This window comes from Neotabrizicola sp. VNH66, from assembly GCF_049445895.1.
Taxonomy (GTDB): domain Bacteria; phylum Pseudomonadota; class Alphaproteobacteria; order Rhodobacterales; family Rhodobacteraceae; genus Pseudogemmobacter.
In genome coordinates this window covers 16,632-32,561 of the sequence record NZ_JBMSDW010000025.1, presented here as the reverse complement: position 1 = coordinate 32,561, position 15,930 = coordinate 16,632, and the positions used below count along the sequence as shown (strand labels likewise).

The following is a 15,930-nucleotide window of genomic DNA, read 5'->3' as shown; positions in this document are numbered from 1 at the left end:
GCGCCGGATCTCGTCCGGACGGCTTGTTTCCCATAGTAGGGATATTCCGCACCTTTTCATCCCGGGCGTCAATGTTCATGGCAGACAGATCATGACGCATTTGCGACATGGCCGCTCAAGGCACACGCATCGAAATGAGTATTTTACGACACATTGTGTCGCAAACAGACGTTTGTCATGCCAAGGACGCAGGGTCAACCCTGCGAGGGGCGGCAAAGCCGCGCCCGTTTCCGACACCGCGTTCCGCGGCTGTCAGGCCTGACGGCGGAAGGCCGTCGGTGATTTTCCGGTCAGATGCTGGAAGGCACGGGTGAAATAGGCTGCGGAATTGAAGCCAAGGCTGGTGGCGATGTGGTTCACCGGAATCTTGGTTTCCGACAACAGGCGCCGCGCCTCAAAGATGCGGCGGTCCTGCAGCAGCGCACTGGCCGGGCGCCCGCAGGTCGCCTTGCAGCAGCGCGTCAGGTGGGTGGGGGTCACGCCAAGGGCGGCGGCAAAATCCGCAACCCCCATGCCCGATTTGAAATCCCGCTCCAGAAGCGCGGTATAGCGCGCGACCAGCCGCCGGGTGGCGTCGGGCTTCGGCGTCTCGGGCTCCGCCTTGCGGCCCTGCCGTTCCAGCCAGACCCCCAGAAGGCCCAGATAATGCCGGGTCGCGCGGTCATGCGCGGGAATGTCCGAATTCATCTCGCGCTGGATGCTGTCCAGAAGAACGTTCAGCTCCTGCTGGGCATGCACCTCGCGTATGCGAAGATGCAACGGCGTGGCCGGCAGCGTCACATTGCAGTCGCGCCCGAAGAACACCGCAGTGCCGAACACATTCGGTCCGGCCTCGAATCCGTGCATCACGCCGGCCGGAATGAAAATCCCGTTATGCGCGGTATAGCCCCGGGTCGTGCCCTGCAGGGTGATCCGCCCCTGTCCCTTGGTGAACCACAGGAAGCAGGGTTCCGACAGAGAGCGCATCGCCTCCACCCGCCAGCGGCCACCGGCGGCAAGCCGCGGAATGGCGACAAGGCGCAGCTGGGACAGCGACGAGAGGTCTGGGCCGGGGGAGGATATGGGGGCGGGCATAGGGGGGGCGGGATCCGTTCGGTCTCAACCTGAGGTTATGCGGCCATGCCACGAAAACCAAAGCAAAATGATGGCAATGCGGTAAAGTTGTCCACAGCTTTGGCGGAAAGCTGTGAATATCTCTGTGGATCACCCGCCGCCGTGGCGGGACGGCAACGGTCGGGCGAAATTCAGCGGCAATTTCAAGGCAGATCCAGCGCCCGCCAGTTGCCCATCCGGGCGCGGAACCACGTCCGCTGCCGCTTGGCATATTGGCGCGAGGCCAAGGTGGCCGCCGTGGCCGCCTCTTCCAGCGTCACCTGGCCCCGCAGATGGGCGATCAGCTCCGGCGCGCCGATCGCGCGGGAGGAGGGCCGCGCGGGGTCCCAATGCGGCAGTTCCGCCCGCGCCTCCTTCAGCGCGCCTTGCGCCAGCATCTGGGCAAACCGCCGGGCAATCCTGTCGTCCAGCCAGCCCACCTCAGGCCGCAGCACCAGCGCCTCGGCCCCCGCGCGCGGCAAAAGCGGCGCGGGCGTGTCGGCCTGCCATTGCGCCAGCCCGCGCCCGGTGGCGCGCAACACCTCCCACGCGCGCTGTACCCGCGCCGGGTTCTGCCGGTCGATCCGGGCCAAAGTGGCCGCATCCAAAGCCGCCAGCATTGCCGGGAAATCCGCCGCGCGCAAAGCATCGCCCTCGGCCCGCACCTCCGGCGGCACGGGGGGGATTTCGGCCAGCCCCTCGGTCAGCGCCATGAAGTAAAGGCCCGTCCCGCCCACGATCACCACAGGCCGGTCCAGAAGCCCCGCCACCGCCCGCAGCCAGTGGCCGACCGACCAGTCCTGATCCCGCGCCACATGACCATAAAGCGCATGGGGCAGCGCCGCCTCTTCTGCGGCCGTGGGCCGCGCGGTCAGGACACGCCAGTTCGCATAGACCTGCAAGGCATCGGCATTGACGATCAGCCGCCCGTCGCGCGCGGCCAGATCCATCGCCAGCGCCGATTTTCCGCTGGCCGTGGGGCCTGCGATCAGAACCGGCGCCTCGCGCGATATGCTGTCCAGAGGCCGCACCTTTGCCCTTTCATACTGGCGCAAATATCCCGGGGGAGTCCGCCCCCTGGGCGGACGGGGGCAGCGCCCCCGCTTCTGCGGTTGAACCCGCCGCCGTTTTCCCGCATTTTGCGCGCCGATCCAAGAGACAGTCGAAATACGGGGAATCCCATGTCCAGCACCAGCTTGAAGCCCGGGCTCGACCCGGCCATGAAATACGCCCGGGTCATGCTGAAAATCTCGGGCGAGGCGCTGATGGGCGATCAGGGCTATGGCCTGCATCCGCCCACCGTCGCCCGCATCGCCGCCGAGGTGAAGGCGGTGCAGGAGGCCGGCGTCGAGGTCTGCATGGTCATCGGCGGCGGCAATATCTTCCGCGGCCTGGCCGGCAGCGCCCAGGGGATGGAGCGGACCACGGCCGATTACATGGGCATGCTCGCCACCGTGATGAACGCCCTTGCCATGCAATCGGCGCTGGAACAGGTGGGCGTCTTCACAAGGGTGATCAGCGCCATCCCGATGGATCAGGTCTGTGAGCCCTATATCCGCCGCCGCGCCGTCCGCCACCTTGAGAAGAAGCGTGTGGTCATCTTCGCCGCGGGCACCGGCAACCCCTATTTCACCACTGACACCGCGGCCACCCTGCGGGCCAGCGAAATGGGCTGCGAGGCGGTGTTCAAGGGCACCAAGGTCGATGGCGTCTATGACAAGGACCCGAAGAAGCATGCCGATGCCAAGCGGTATGAGCGGGTCTCCTATGACGAAGCTCTGGAAAAGCATCTGGGCGTGATGGACGCCACCGCGATCGCGCTGGCGCGCGACAACAAGCTGCCGATCATCGTCTTCAGCCTGGACGAACCGGGCGGTTTCCGCACGATTCTGGCGGGGCAGGGCACCTATACTACCGTCCACGCCTGAGGCCGTTGCGCGCCTTTGGCGCGCGAACCAGAGGGCGGGAAACCCCCGCCCTACTATACCTTTTGCCCGTTTGCGCTTATACGGGCCGAAATCCCCGCCTGACCCGGCGGGCCGAACCCGGGGAATGACCTGATGTCGACCGAAGAGTTCATGCTCGACACCGATGACCTGACGCGCCGGATGGAAGGCGCCATTGCCGCGCTGCGCACGGAATTCGCCTCGCTGCGCACCGGCCGTGCCTCGGGCGCGATGCTGGAGCCGATCCATGTCGAAGCCTATGGCCAGAACACGCCGATCAACCAGCTGGGCACGGTGAACGTGCCGGAACCGCGGATGGTCACCATCAACGTCTGGGACAAGGGCATGGTCAGCAAGGTGGAAAAGGCGATCCGCGAGTCGGGCCTTGGCATCAACCCGCAGACCAACGGCACGATCATCATGCTGCCGATCCCCGAACTGAACGAACAGCGCCGCAAGGAGCTGACCAAGGTCGCCGCGCAATATGCCGAACATGGCAAGGTGGCGATCCGCAACCTGCGCCGCGACGGCATGGACCAGATCAAGAAGGCCAAGGCCAAGAACCTGTCCGAAGACGATGCCAAGTTCTGGGAGGACGAGGTGCAGGAACTGACCGACAAGTTCATCAAGCTCGTCGATCAGACTCTGGAAGCGAAACAGCACGAGATCATGCAGGTCTAGGCGGGGGACGGCCGGAATGGCGACCGAAACCTCGGCAGCACCCCGCACGGCAAGCCACGTTGCCATCATCATGGATGGCAACGGCAGATGGGCGACCAAACGCGGCTGGCCGCGGCTGGTGGGGCACCGCAAAGGGGCCGAGCGGGTGAAGGAAATCGTCCATCTTGCGCCCGACATGGGCATCCGCTGGATGACGCTTTACGCCTTCTCGACCGAGAACTGGAAACGTTCGACCGAGGAAGTCCTTGGTCTGATGTCGATTTTCGCCCGCTACATCCAGCGCGAGGCCGATAGCATGGCGGCACAGGGCGTGCGGATGCGCTTTATCGGCGACCGCTCGCGCCTTGCACCGCGGCTGCAGCGGCTGATGTCGGGGATCGAGGCGAAGACCGCCCATCTGACCCGGCTGAACCTGACCGTCGCCATCAACTACGGCGGTCGGGACGAGATTCTGCGCGCGGCCCGCGCTTTGGCGATAGAGGTGGCCGAGGGCCGGTTCGATCCCGCTGCGCTGACCGAGGCCGCCTTGTCGCAGCGGCTGGACACTCAGGATATTCCCGATCCGGATCTGGTGATCCGCACCAGCGGCGAGACGCGGACCTCGAACTTCCTGCCGTGGCAGGCCGCCTATGCCGAATATGAATTCACCGAAACCCTGTGGCCCGATTTCAGCCCGGCAGAGCTGGAGGGGATCCTGCGCCGCTTTTCCAACCGCGAACGCCGGTTCGGCGGGGTGAAGGCATGACCGGGGCGCCGCAGCCCGCCGGGAACCGCTGGGCCGATCTGGGCCCGCGCATCGCCTCGGCCGTTGTGATGGTGGCCGTGGGCGGGGCGGCGGTCTGGTTCGGGGGCTGGGCGCTGGCCGGGCTGGCCGTCGCCGTCACCGGGCTGATGACTTGGGAACTGTCACGCATGACGGCGGGCGAGGGCTATGATGCCTCGATCCTGTTGGGTGTTCTGGCGGCCTGTGTGCTGGCGCTGAACCTCTGGGTGCCTGCGGCCTGGCCTCTGGCGCTGCTCCTCCTGCCGTCGCTGATCGGCGTCATGGCGGCGCGCCGCGATTCCGCGATCTTTGCCGCCTATGCGATGGTTATCGTGCTGACAGGCCTTTGCACGGTGATCCTGCGCCAGTCTGTCGGGCTGGAGGCGGTGCTGTGCATCGTGCTGACGGTGGTTGCTTCGGATGTGGCGGGCTATTTCGCCGGGCGTTCTCTGGGCGGTCCGAAATTCTGGCCGAAGGTCAGCCCGAAAAAGACATGGAGCGGCACCGTTGCGGGCTGGCTGGCTGCCGCCTTGGTGGGGGCGGGGTTCTGGGCCGCGGGTCACGGGGCGCCGGGTCTGATGCTGGCCCTGCCGCTGATCGCCTTTGCCGGCCAGATGGGCGACATCGCCGAAAGCGCCATCAAGCGCCGCGCCGGGGTCAAGGATGCGTCGAACCTGATCCCAGGACATGGCGGGCTGATGGACCGCTTTGACGCTTTGGCCTTTGCGGTGATCGCCGCCACGCTGATCCAGCCGTTCTTTCCTTTCCTGCCCTTCGTGAGGGGCTAGGTCCTATGCGCAGCCTGTCCATTTTCGGCGCCACCGGCTCGGTCGGTGAACAGACGGTCGATCTGGTGCTCAGGGCAGGGGGCGCTGCGGCCTATCGCACGGTGGCGGTGACCGGCGGGCAGAATGTGGTGCGTCTGGCACAGATCGCCCGTGACCTGCGGGCCGAGGTGGCGGTGACCGCCGATCCTGCCCGCCTGGACGAGTTGCGCGCCCTGCTGGCGGGCAGCGGGACCGAGGCCGCGGCCGGGGCAGAGGCCATTACCGAGGCCGCCGACCGCCCCGCCGATTGGGTGATGAGTGCGATCGTCGGCGCCGCCGGTCTGGCCCCCGGCCTGGCCGCGCTGCGCCATGGCGGCACTTTGGCCTTGGCCAACAAGGAATCCCTCGTGACCGCAGGGCGGCTCCTGCTGGCGACCGCCGCGGCGCATGGCGCGCGCATCCTGCCGGTGGACAGCGAACATTCGGCGATCTTTCAGGCGCTTGGCCCCGATCCCATCGCGGCGGTGGACCGCATGATCCTGACCGCCAGCGGAGGTGCCCTGCGCGACTGGCCGCTGGAGCGTCTGGCCGAGGCGACGGTGGCCGATGCCTGCCGCCATCCGAACTGGGCCATGGGGCAGCGGATCACGGTCGATTCGGCCAGCATGTTCAACAAGGCGATGGAAGTCATTGAAACGCGCGAGTTCTTCGGAATATCGCCCGAAAAGATCGAGGTGGTTATCCACCGCGAATCCATCGTGCATTCCATGGTGGCCTTCTGCGACGGTGCGGTGATGGCCCATATGGGCAGCCCTGACATGCGCCATGCCATCGGTTACGCGCTGAACTGGCCCGACCGGCAACGCCTGCCGGTGGCGCCGCTGGACCTTGTGGCGCTTGGCCAGCTGACGTTTCAGGCGCCGGATCTGATGCGATACCCTGCGCTGCGGCTGGCGCAGGCGACGATGCGGGCGGGCGGCAAGGTGGGTGCCGTCTTCAATGCCGCCAAGGAAGTGGCGCTTGATCATTTTCTGGACCGCCGCATCGGGTTTACCGACATGGCCGCGGTGGTGGACCGCACGCTGGACCGGCTTTTGGCCGAGCCGGGCCTTCAAAACGACGCAACCTCGCTTGACGAGGTTCTGGCCACCGACCATCTGGCAAGGATCCGCGCGGATGAGGCGGCAAAAACATTGGGCAGGAAGAGAGCGGGCTGATGGATTTCCTTGGGTTTCTGACCAACGGCGTCTGGTATGTCGTGTTCTTCGTTCTGGCCCTGTCGGTCATCGTGGCGATCCATGAATACGGCCATTACATCGTCGGCCGCTGGTCGGGCATCCATGCCGAGGTCTTCTCGCTGGGTTTCGGCCCGGTGCTTTTTGCCCGCACCGATCGCCGCGGCACCCGCTGGCAGGTGGCGGCCATTCCCTTCGGCGGTTATGTGAAGTTTCTGGGCGATGCCGATGCCTCATCGGTGCGCGCGGCCGAGATGCCCGCCGGGCTGACGGCCGCGGAAAAGCGCCACACCATGGCGGGGGCGCCGCTCTGGGCGCGGGCGGCCACGGTTCTGGCCGGGCCGGTGGCGAATTTCATCCTGACTTTCGCGGTTCTGCTGGGGCTTCTGCTGGTCACCGGCGTGGTGACCGACCGACCCACCGTCAGCCATCTGGCGCCGCTGCCCGAGACGCAGACCCTGCGTGAGGGCGACGTGATCCTGGCTCTGAACGGGACAGCCACGCCCGACAGTGAAAGCTTTGGCAAGGCGCTGGTGGCGCTGCCGCGCAGTCCCATGGTGGCCTTCACCGTGCTGCGCGACGGGCAGGAGACCACTGTCGAGGCGCCGCATCCGCAACCTGCGCTGATATCCTCGGTGCAGCCCAAATCTGCTGCGGTGGATGCGGGCCTGCGCGCGGGGGATGTGATCCTGAACGCGGGCGGCCGCGATGTGGTGACTTTTGCCGATCTGCAGGATGTGGTCTTCAATTCGGACGGGGCGCCGGTGCCGCTGGTCGTCTGGCGAAACGGGCAGACCTTCGATCTGACGCTGACCCCGCGGCCGCGCGACGTGCCGGTGGTGGATGGCAACGGCTTTGAAAACAAGTGGATGATCGGCGTGGGTTCTGGCCTGACCTTCGAGATGGCCACCCGCCCCGCCACCCTGACCGAGGCGCTTACACTGCCCGCCACGCAGATGTGGGATATGGTGACCATGACCTTCTCGGGCCTCTACCACATGGTGCGGGGCGATGTGTCCACCTGTTCGATGTCGGGCGTCATCGGCATTGCCGAGACCATGGGCGACGCGGCCAAGGATGGCTGGATTTCATTCGTCTCGATGCTGGCGGTGTTGTCCCTGGGCATCGGCCTGCTGAACCTGTTCCCGATCCCGGTGCTGGACGGCGGCCATCTGGTGTTCCACGCCTATGAGGCGGCGACGGGCAAGCCGCCCTCGGACCGGGCGCTGCAGGTGCTGATGTCCGTCGGACTGACGCTTCTGTTGTCGCTGATGGCCTTTGCGCTTCTGCAGGACGTGACCTGCGTCTGACGCCCTCTTTGCATCCCGGCCATTTTTGCGCCCAAGTCCTGCCGCAATCTGCTGACAGACCGGACCCATCTGAAGAGGTGTCCCATGCAGCTTGTCCTTCGCCGGCTCGACGGCCTGTCGCTTCTGTGGAAGGTGAATGCCGACCGCATCTTCACCGTGGGCACCGTGGTTCTGGGCCTTCTGGCCGGCGCCTTCCTTGGCAGCGCGCTGGTGCAGCCCTACTGACGCAGACCCCCGGCTTTTGCCACGGATCCGCCGCCGCGCCCCGGGCACGGCGGATTTCCGCTTGGCTGTATCCGCCCGATCCGTGGGCAAGCCCTTGGCGCGGCGGAATACCATATCTGCCAAAGTTATCCACAGTGACCGCAGCCTTTTGACAAGGCTTGGCTTTCCCGGTAGTCAATCCCAAAGACAATTGAACGGCGGGACAGGGCATGCAAGGCACCTTTGACACGAAGTCCGGGCGCAGGATGAAGCGCAGCCTTCGCTCGACCAGCACCCTTGCCATTGCCCTTTTCCTTGGCGCGGCAACCGTTTCGGCGCCGTTCCTCACGCCCGCCATCGCGCAGGTCTTTTCCTTTTCGAACGTTCAGGTGCAGGGGAATGAGCGGGTCGATGCCGCCACCATCCTGTCCTATGCCGGAATCAAGCGCGGGGCAGAGGTGACGGCGGGCGGGCTGAACGACGCCTATCAGCGCATCGTCGCCTCCGGCCTGTTCGAGGCGGTGGAGATCGTGCCGCAGGGATCGACCCTTGTGATCAAGGTTGTCGAATATCCCTTCGTCAACGTGATCAACTTCGAAGGCAATGCCCGCATCAAGGATGAGGAACTGGCCAAGATCATCCAGTCCAAGTCGCGCCGGGTCTATTCCCCTTCGACGGCTGAGGCGGATGCCGCCGCGATTGCCGAGATGTACCGGGTGCGCGGCCGGATGGCCGCCACGGTGGAGCCGAAGATCATCCGCCGCGACGGCAACCGGGTGGACCTTGTGTTCGAGATCACCGAAGGCAAGGTGGTCGAGATCGAGCGGCTGTCCTTCGTGGGCAACCGCGCCTTCAGCGACCGCCGCCTGCGCCAGATCCTTGAGACCAAGCAGGCCGGTTTCCTGCGCAACCTGATCCAGCGCGACACGTTCGTGCCGGAGCGGCTGGAGCTGGACAAGCAGGTGCTGACCGACTTCTACCGCTCGCGCGGGTATATCGACTTCGAGGTGCTGGACGCCTCGGCCGAATTCAGCCGCGAGCGCGATGCCACTTTCGTGACCTTCACCCTGCGCGAGGGGCTGCCCTATACCATCGGTGACGTAACCACCGTATCCGAGGTGGACGGCCTGTCGGCCGAGGAATTCGCCACCGTGCAGAAGATCAAGGCGGGCCAGACCTGGAGCCCGACACTGATCGACAACAACATCGCGCGGATGGAAAATCTGGCCCTGAAGAAGGGCGCGAATTTCGTCCGGGTCGAGCCGCGGATCACCCGCGATGACCGCAATCAGCGCGTGAATATCGAATTCGCCATCACCCGCGGCGAGAAGGTCTTTGTCGAACGCATCGACATCGAGGGCAATGCCACCACGCTGGATCAGGTGGTGCGCCGCCAGTTCCGCACCGTCGAAGGCGACCCCTTCAACGCCCGCGAAATCCGCCAGTCGGCCGAACGCATCCGCGCGCTTGGCTTCTTCTCGGATGCGCAGGTGACGGCAGAGCCCGGCTCCTCGCCCGATCAGGTGGTGGTCAATGTCGATGTGGAAGAACAGCCGACCGGCTCGCTGGGCTTCGGCCTCAGCTACAGTGTGACCAGCGGCATCGGCGCCAACATCAGCTTTTCCGAATCGAATTTCCTCGGCCGCGGTCAGGCTTTGTCGGTTTCGATCTCGACCACATCCGACAATCAGAACACCTCGATCAGCTTCCGCGAGCCTTCGCTTCTGGGGCGCGATCTGTCCTTCTCGGTCGGTGCCTATTACCGCACCTCGGAATCCGACTATACCAATTACGACACCCGCAACATCGGGCTCAGCTTCGGTCTGGGCTTCCCGGTGGGCGAACAGTCCAGTGTCAGCCTTGGGTACAAGCTGTCGCAGGACAAGCTTTATGACATCAGCAGCGACAGCTCCGCGATCATCCAGCGCGAAGGTGCGCGCGGCAAGAATGGCGCGCTGATCACCAGCGCCATCACGCTGGATTATGAATTCGACAACCGGATCACGGGCCTCAACCCCGACAGCGGCACGCTGCTGCGGTTTGGTCAGGAAATCGGCGGTCTGGGCGGCGACACGCAGTATCTGACGACCACGCTCTTTGCCATGCACGAGCGGCGGGTGTTCCAGGGCGACGTGACGCTGCGGGTCATCGGTGAGGGCGGCTATATCACCGCGCTTGGCGATGAGGGCACCCGGGTGACCAACCGCTTCTTCGGGCGTGGCAAGATGCGGGGCTTCGAACCCAACGGCTTTGGCCCGCGCGATCTGGCGGCGACCAACCAGGATGCGCTTGGCGGCAATGCCTTTGCCGTTGCCCGGTTCGAGGCGGAATTCCCGCTGGGCCTGCCGGAAGAATACGGCATTCTGGGCGGCGCCTTCCTTGATGTGGGTTCGGTCTGGTCGCTGGAAGACACCACGGGCACCGGCGGCGCCATTGTGGACGACGGCTTCAATCCGCGGGTGGCCATCGGGCTTTCGGTCCTGTGGGATACGCCCATCGGACCCTTGCGGTTCGACTTCTCGAAGGCGCTGAAGAAAGAGGACTATGACAAGGAACAGTCCTTCGACCTGACGATCCAGACGAAGTTCTGACATGCCGGCGCGGTTCGGCCTTGTCCCCTGCGCGCTGGCCCTTGTCTTGGGCAGCGGGGCAGGTGCGCAGGAGGTGCCGCCGCCCGGTCCGCCACTGGCGGCCCCGGCCGAACGCCCTCCCGCCTCTCCGGTGGTGACGTTGAGCCAGGAACGGCTTTTTCTGGAATCCGCCTGGGGCAAGGCCACCATGGCGCGGATCGAGGTCGCAAAGCAGGCCCTGACGGATGAGAACCGCGAGATCGAGGCCCGGCTTGAAACCGAGGAACAGGAACTGACCACGCGGCGCGCGACCATGGCACCGGCCGAATTTTCGAAGCTGGCCGATGATTTCGACGCCCGGGTGGAACGTATCCGCACCGAGCAGGACGAGAAGGCCCGCGAACTGGCGCGGCAGGTCGACACAGACCGCGGGCTGTTCTTCGATGCCGCCCTTCCCGTGCTGGCTGATCTGATGCAGGAACTGGGTGCCGTGGCCATCCTGTCGGACGGGTCGGTCATTCTGTCACGTTCCAGTGTGGATGTGACCGACCGCGCCATACAGATGGTCGATGCCCGGCTGACCCCGCCTGCGCCCGAAAGCGGCAACCAGACGGGTGAGACGCCTGAACCGGCGCCCGCCACACCCTGAGGCTGTGGGCCGAGGCCCCGGGAACTTGCCCCGCGCGCGGCTTGTTGATAGCACGGGCCAGCCCTGTTTTCTTGATCCCGCTTCCCAAGGAGGACGCGCCCCGTGGACGTACCCGCGACCAGCACCGCCGATCTTGACCTGATCCAGCGGATCATCCCGCACCGTTACCCGTTCCTGCTGATCGACAAGGTCCGCGACATCATCCCCGATGTGTCCTGCGTGGGGGTGAAATGCATCACCTATAACGAGCCGCAGTTCACCGGCCATTTCCCCGGCATGCCGATTTTCCCGGGTGTCATGATCATCGAGGCGATGGCCCAGACCTCGGGCGTGCTGGTCGGCCTGTCGATGGATCTGGTGGACAAGAACGCCAAGGTTTTCTTCATGGGCGTGGACGGCGTGAAGTTCCGCCGCAAGGTGGTGCCGGGCGACGTGCTGGAACTGCATGTCAAGGCGCTGCGCGGCGGCGGCCGGGTCTGGAAGTTCGAGGGCAAGGCCTATGTCGAGGGTGAATTGGCCTGTGAGGCCACCTTCACCGCCATGTTCGACCTGCCGAAGGCCTGATCCGATGGCCATTCACGGCACCGCCGTCATCCATCCGACCGCTGCCATCGACGACGGGGCCGAGATCGGCCCGGATTGCCATATCGGGCCCTATGCGGTGATCGGCAACGAGGTCACGCTGAAGCGCGGTGTGACGATCAAGTCGCATGCCGTGGTGACCGGCTGGACCGAGATCGGTGAAGAGACGGTGATCTGGCCCTTCGCCACCGTGGGCGAGGTGCCGCAGGATCTGAAATACAAGGGCGAGCGGACGCGGCTGGTCGTCGGCGCGCGTTGCCGCATCCGCGAAGGCGCCACGCTGAATACGGGGACCGAGGGCGGCGGCGGGCTGACGCAGGTGGGCGACGATTGCCTGATCATGACCGGCGCCCATGTCGGCCACGATTCGATCATCGGCAACCGGGTGATCCTTGTGAACAATGTGGCGATCGCCGGCCATTGCCACATCGGCGATGACGTGATCGTCGGCGGGCTGTCGGGCGTGCACCAATGGGTGCGCATCGGGCAGGGCGCCATCATCGGCGCGGTGACCATGGTGGCGCAGGATGTGATCCCCTATGGCCTTGTGCAGGCGCCGCGGGGCGAGCTGGACGGGCTGAACCTTGTGGGGCTAAAGCGGCGTGGCGTGCCGCGGGATGAGATCACCCAGCTGCGCGCCGCCTATCAGATGCTGGCGCAGGGCGAGGGGTCGTTTCAGGAGCGTGCAGGGCGGCTGGCCGATGATTTCGACAGCCCCCATGTGCGCGAGATTGCCGATTTCATCCGGGGTGAGACCGACCGCAGTTATCTGACGCCGAAGGGCGCGAAATGAGCGTGGCGCTGATCGCCGGGGCCGGGGCCTTGCCCGCGGCCTTGGCGGCGGCTTTGCCGCAGCGGCCTTTCGTGGCGGCGCTGGACGGGTTCACGCCTGAGGGGCTGGCCCCGGACCTGACCTTCCGCATTGAACGGCTTTTCCCGTTCTTTCGTGCGCTGCAGGATCAGGGCGTGACGCAGGTCTGCTTTGCCGGCGCCGTGCGGCGGCCGCGGCTGGACCCCTCGCTGTTCGATCCGCTGACCGCCGGGATCGTGCCGCGGCTGATGGCGTCGCTGGCGCAGGGCGATGATGCCACGCTGCGGGAAGTGATCGCGCTGTTTGAGGAAGAGGGGCTGGAGGTTGTCGGCGCGCATCAGATTGCGCCCGCACTGGTCCCGCCCGAGGGGATCTGGGCCGGGCAGATCACCGACCGCGACCAGCAGGATGCCGCCCGCGCCGCCCTGATCACCGAGGCGCTTGGCCGGGTGGATGTGGGGCAGGGCTGCGTGGTGCAGCAGGGCCTGTGTCTGGCCGCTGAGACTTTGGCCGGGACCGATGCGATGCTGGCCTATACTTCGGCCCTGCCCATGACCCTGCGCCCGGATGCCGCGCGGGGCCGCGGGCTGCTCTACAAGGCGCCAAAGCCGTTGCAGGACCGCCGGATCGACCTGCCCGCCCTTGGCCCGGCCACGGTGCACAATGCCGCAAAGGCGGGTTTGGGCGGTGTGGTCTGGCAGGCGGGGGCAGTTCTGTGCCTTGATCTGCCGGGCATGCAGGCTGCCGCGGTCGAGGCGGGGCTGTTCCTCTGGGCGAGGGCTTCGTGAAGCTGTTCCTGATCGCCGGAGAGCCTTCGGGCGACCGGCTGGGCGCCGCGCTGATGGCGGGCCTGCGGGAACTGGCACCCGAAGTGCGCTTTGAAGGCATTGGCGGGCCCTTGATGCAGGCGGAAGGCATGGCCAGCCTGTTCCCGATGGAGGAACTGTCGGTCATTGGGCTGGCCGAGGTGCTGCCCAAGTATTTCCACCTGAAACGCCGCATCCGCGAGGCCGCCGAGGCCGCGCTCGCCTCCGGCGCGCAGGCGATGGTGACGATTGACAGCCCGGATTTCTGTCTGCGGGTGGCGAAGATCGTCAAGGCCGCGCGGCCCGGGTTCCGGACGATCCACTATGTTGCGCCCTCGGTCTGGGCGTGGCGGCCGGGGCGGGCGGCGAAGATGGCGCGGGTCATCGACCATGTGCTGGCGCTTCTGCCGTTTGAGCCGCCCTATATGACCGAGGCCGGGATGAGCTGCGATTTCGTCGGCCATCCGGTGGTGGCCGAGCCGGTGGCCACCCCGCAGGAGGCCGCGGCCTTCCGCGCGGCCCATGGCATCGCGCCGGATGCGCCCCTGCTGGCGGTGCTGCCCGGTTCGCGCCGGGGCGAGGTCAGCCGCCTGCTGCCGCCCTTTGGCGAGACGGTCGCCGCGCTGACCGCGGCGGTGCCCGGTCTGCGCACCGTGCTGCCCACGCCCGCCCATCTGGCCGAAACGGTCAGGGCGGCGACCGCGGGCTGGCCGGTGCCGCCGGTTCTGCTGGTCGCGCCTGATGTGGCGACCCGCAGCGCCGCCTTTGCCGCGGCAGATGCCGCGCTGGCGGCCTCGGGCACCGTCAGCCTGGAGCTGGCGGCGCAGAACTGCCCGATGGTCATCGCCTATGACATGGCGCCGCTGACGCTGTGGCTGATGCGGCGGATGATCCGGATCGACACGGTGACGCTGGTCAATCTGGTCTCTGACACCCGCACGGTGCCCGAATTCATCGGGCCGGATTGCCGGGCGTCGAACCTCGTGCCTGCCTTGACCGGCCTGCTGAGTGGCCGTGATGGCGGGCAGGCCGCGGCCATGGCCCTGACGATGGACAGGCTTGGCCGCGGCGGGGAACCGCCGGGCCTGCGGGCCGCGCGGTCGGTTCTGGCGCAGCTGAACGGCCAGGGCGGCAGCGTTGCCCGCTGCTCCTGAGAGCATGCGGCAGTGGAAAGGCCACGCGCAGTCTGCCGAGCGATAAGCGGTGACTGAGCGGACAAGGCCAGGGCGGCGCATCCGCCGCCCGATGGCCTGTCAGCGGCAAAAAGCGCATCCCGATCCGGAACCGGGCCTTTCTCTCCGCCAAAACGGCCGGGGCGCTGTCGCGCGCCCGGCGGGCTATTGCAGGAAGGGCATCGGGTCGAGGCTGTCCACGCCCTTGCGCACTTCGAAATGCAGGAAGGGATTGGCCCCGCCGCGCACCGCGCCGATGGTCTGGCCGCGGCTGACGCTGTCGCCCTTTTTAACCTTCAGCCCGTCCACCCCGGCATAGACCGTCAGCAGATTGTTGGCATGGCGGATCACCACGATCTGCACCTGATCGGTGTCCTTGGTGATGGCGGCGACGGTGCCCGCATCTGCGGCCTTCACCGCCGTTCCGGCCGCGGCCGAGATGTCGATGCCCTGATTTTTCTTCTTGTCATAGCCGCGGATGATCGAGCCGGAGACCGGCATCGCCAGTTTGGTGGCCGAGGTCCGCTCTTTCGACATATCGGGCGAGGGCGGGGTTTCCTTGGTCTTTTCCGCCGCAGGCTGGGTCTTTTCATCCGGCAGCGGCTTGGCGGCCGAGGGCGGCGGGGGCGTGGCGCTGCCGCTGCCCGGGGCGGCGGGCACGGGTTCGGGGTTCGGCGCCGGGGCGGTGGCCACCGGGATGATCAGCGTCTGGCCTTCGCGGATCGCCATATCGGCGCTGAGGCCGTTCCATTCCGCCAGCGACTTGGCCGAGACATTGTAGGCCCGCGCGATGGTAAAGGCGGTCTCGCCCCGTTTGACCACATGGCGGGCGGGCTCCTTGCCGCCGCCGGGGGCCGCGGGCAGGGGGGTAACCTCGACCCGGTCCAGTGCGCCGGTCGCAACCGCGGTGATATCCACCGGGCCGGTGCCCGTGGCACCCGCCACCGGCTGCGGTGCGGCCGACACGCGGGACGGCAGCAGCAGCAGCTCTCCCTCACGCAGGGGATCGGTCACCTCCAGCGCATTGGCACGGGCCAGTTCCGAGGGGTTCACGCCCAGCCGTCCCGCGACCGAGGCGACGGTATCGCCGCGCCGGGCCTGAACCAGCTGATATCCGGGATAGGACAGAACACCATTCGCATCGGGCACCGGACGGGCGGCCGTGGCCTGCCGCGCCTCATCCGCGGTGCCGCCGCCGTTGGTGCGCAGATCCCAGTCCATATTGCCCATGCCGGTGCCGCCGGTGCAGGCCGAAACCAGCGCCACGCCCGCCACGGCCATGACCAGCCGCAGCCGCGCCGATGGGGTGCGGGAGGAGAAGGGAAGAACTGTCGTCATCGGA

Annotated in this window: 16 protein-coding genes; 13 read left to right on the top strand and 3 right to left on the bottom strand. The window is 66.5% G+C overall.

The genetic code is table 11. The features are described from left to right. Nucleotides 1–252: 252 nt before the first annotated feature. Together ACO2Q5_RS21985 and miaA are read right to left on the bottom strand one after the other, a co-directional pair. Nucleotides 253–1,074, bottom strand: coding sequence for a helix-turn-helix domain-containing protein (locus ACO2Q5_RS21985; RefSeq protein WP_423295060.1), 822 nt, complete (start codon nucleotides 1,072–1,074; stop codon nucleotides 253–255). Nucleotides 1,075–1,256: 182 nt separating this feature from the next. Further along, on the bottom strand, nucleotides 1,257–2,123 hold the full coding sequence (gene miaA, locus ACO2Q5_RS21980) for a tRNA (adenosine(37)-N6)-dimethylallyltransferase MiaA (protein ID WP_423295058.1): 867 nt from the start codon (nucleotides 2,121–2,123) through the stop codon (nucleotides 1,257–1,259). Nucleotides 2,124–2,273: 150 nt separating this feature from the next. On the opposite strand from miaA, the gene pyrH reads away from it, so the two are divergent. The 13 genes from pyrH to lpxB all read left to right on the top strand — a co-directional run bounded on the left by pyrH (nucleotide 2,274) and on the right by lpxB (nucleotide 14,570). Continuing rightward, nucleotides 2,274–3,020 carry a UMP kinase gene (gene pyrH / locus ACO2Q5_RS21975; protein ID WP_423295056.1) on the top strand — a complete coding sequence of 249 codons (747 nt, stop codon included), beginning with the start codon at nucleotides 2,274–2,276 and terminating at the stop codon, nucleotides 3,018–3,020. A gap of 132 nt (nucleotides 3,021–3,152) precedes the next feature. Then, nucleotides 3,153–3,719 (top strand): ribosome recycling factor, encoded by a 567-nt coding sequence (gene frr / locus ACO2Q5_RS21970; RefSeq protein WP_423295054.1) that lies wholly within the window; start codon nucleotides 3,153–3,155, stop codon nucleotides 3,717–3,719. A 16-nt stretch (nucleotides 3,720–3,735) separates the two neighbouring features. Beyond that, nucleotides 3,736–4,464: a polyprenyl diphosphate synthase gene (gene uppS, locus ACO2Q5_RS21965; RefSeq protein ID WP_423295052.1), complete on the top strand. Its 729-nt coding sequence runs from the start codon at nucleotides 3,736–3,738 to the stop codon at nucleotides 4,462–4,464. Next, nucleotides 4,461–5,270 (top strand): phosphatidate cytidylyltransferase, encoded by an 810-nt coding sequence (locus tag ACO2Q5_RS21960; protein ID WP_423295050.1) that lies wholly within the window; start codon nucleotides 4,461–4,463, stop codon nucleotides 5,268–5,270. The genes uppS and ACO2Q5_RS21960 overlap by 4 nt, the downstream gene beginning before the upstream one ends. Nucleotides 5,271–5,275: 5 nt before the next feature. Beyond that, nucleotides 5,276–6,466: a 1-deoxy-D-xylulose-5-phosphate reductoisomerase gene (gene dxr / locus ACO2Q5_RS21955; RefSeq protein ID WP_423295048.1), complete on the top strand. Its 1,191-nt coding sequence runs from the start codon at nucleotides 5,276–5,278 to the stop codon at nucleotides 6,464–6,466. Next, a complete protein-coding gene (gene rseP / locus ACO2Q5_RS21950; protein WP_423295046.1) occupies nucleotides 6,466–7,794 on the top strand; it encodes an RIP metalloprotease RseP in 1,329 nt (442 codons plus the stop codon). The genes dxr and rseP overlap by 1 nt, the downstream gene beginning before the upstream one ends. 84 nt (nucleotides 7,795–7,878) lie before the next feature. Beyond that, nucleotides 7,879–8,019, top strand: a complete 141-nt coding sequence (locus ACO2Q5_RS21945; RefSeq protein WP_423295044.1) for a hypothetical protein — start codon at nucleotides 7,879–7,881, stop codon at nucleotides 8,017–8,019. Nucleotides 8,020–8,264: 245 nt separating this feature from the next. After that, nucleotides 8,265–10,589: an outer membrane protein assembly factor BamA gene (gene bamA / locus ACO2Q5_RS21940; RefSeq protein WP_423295041.1), complete on the top strand. Its 2,325-nt coding sequence runs from the start codon at nucleotides 8,265–8,267 to the stop codon at nucleotides 10,587–10,589. A 1-nt stretch (nucleotide 10,590) separates the two neighbouring features. Further along, nucleotides 10,591–11,217, top strand: a complete 627-nt coding sequence (locus tag ACO2Q5_RS21935) for an OmpH family outer membrane protein (protein WP_423295039.1) — start codon at nucleotides 10,591–10,593, stop codon at nucleotides 11,215–11,217. Nucleotides 11,218–11,319: 102 nt separating this feature from the next. Continuing rightward, entirely contained in the window at nucleotides 11,320–11,781 is a 462-nt protein-coding gene (fabZ, locus tag ACO2Q5_RS21930; protein ID WP_423295037.1) for a 3-hydroxyacyl-ACP dehydratase FabZ, read from the top strand. 4 nt (nucleotides 11,782–11,785) lie between these two features. Further along, on the top strand, nucleotides 11,786–12,592 hold the full coding sequence (gene lpxA, locus ACO2Q5_RS21925) for an acyl-ACP--UDP-N-acetylglucosamine O-acyltransferase (protein ID WP_423295035.1): 807 nt from the start codon (nucleotides 11,786–11,788) through the stop codon (nucleotides 12,590–12,592). Continuing rightward, nucleotides 12,589–13,398 (top strand): LpxI family protein, encoded by an 810-nt coding sequence (locus ACO2Q5_RS21920; protein WP_423295033.1) that lies wholly within the window; start codon nucleotides 12,589–12,591, stop codon nucleotides 13,396–13,398. The genes lpxA and ACO2Q5_RS21920 overlap by 4 nt, the downstream gene beginning before the upstream one ends. Then, entirely contained in the window at nucleotides 13,395–14,570 is a 1,176-nt protein-coding gene (lpxB, locus tag ACO2Q5_RS21915; RefSeq protein ID WP_423295031.1) for a lipid-A-disaccharide synthase, read from the top strand. The genes ACO2Q5_RS21920 and lpxB overlap by 4 nt, the downstream gene beginning before the upstream one ends. A 183-nt stretch (nucleotides 14,571–14,753) precedes the next feature. Here lpxB and ACO2Q5_RS21910 read toward each other — a convergent pair whose 3' ends face one another. Beyond that, entirely contained in the window at nucleotides 14,754–15,926 is a 1,173-nt protein-coding gene (locus ACO2Q5_RS21910; protein ID WP_423295029.1) for a LysM peptidoglycan-binding domain-containing protein, read from the bottom strand. Nucleotides 15,927–15,930: the final 4 nt, after the last annotated feature.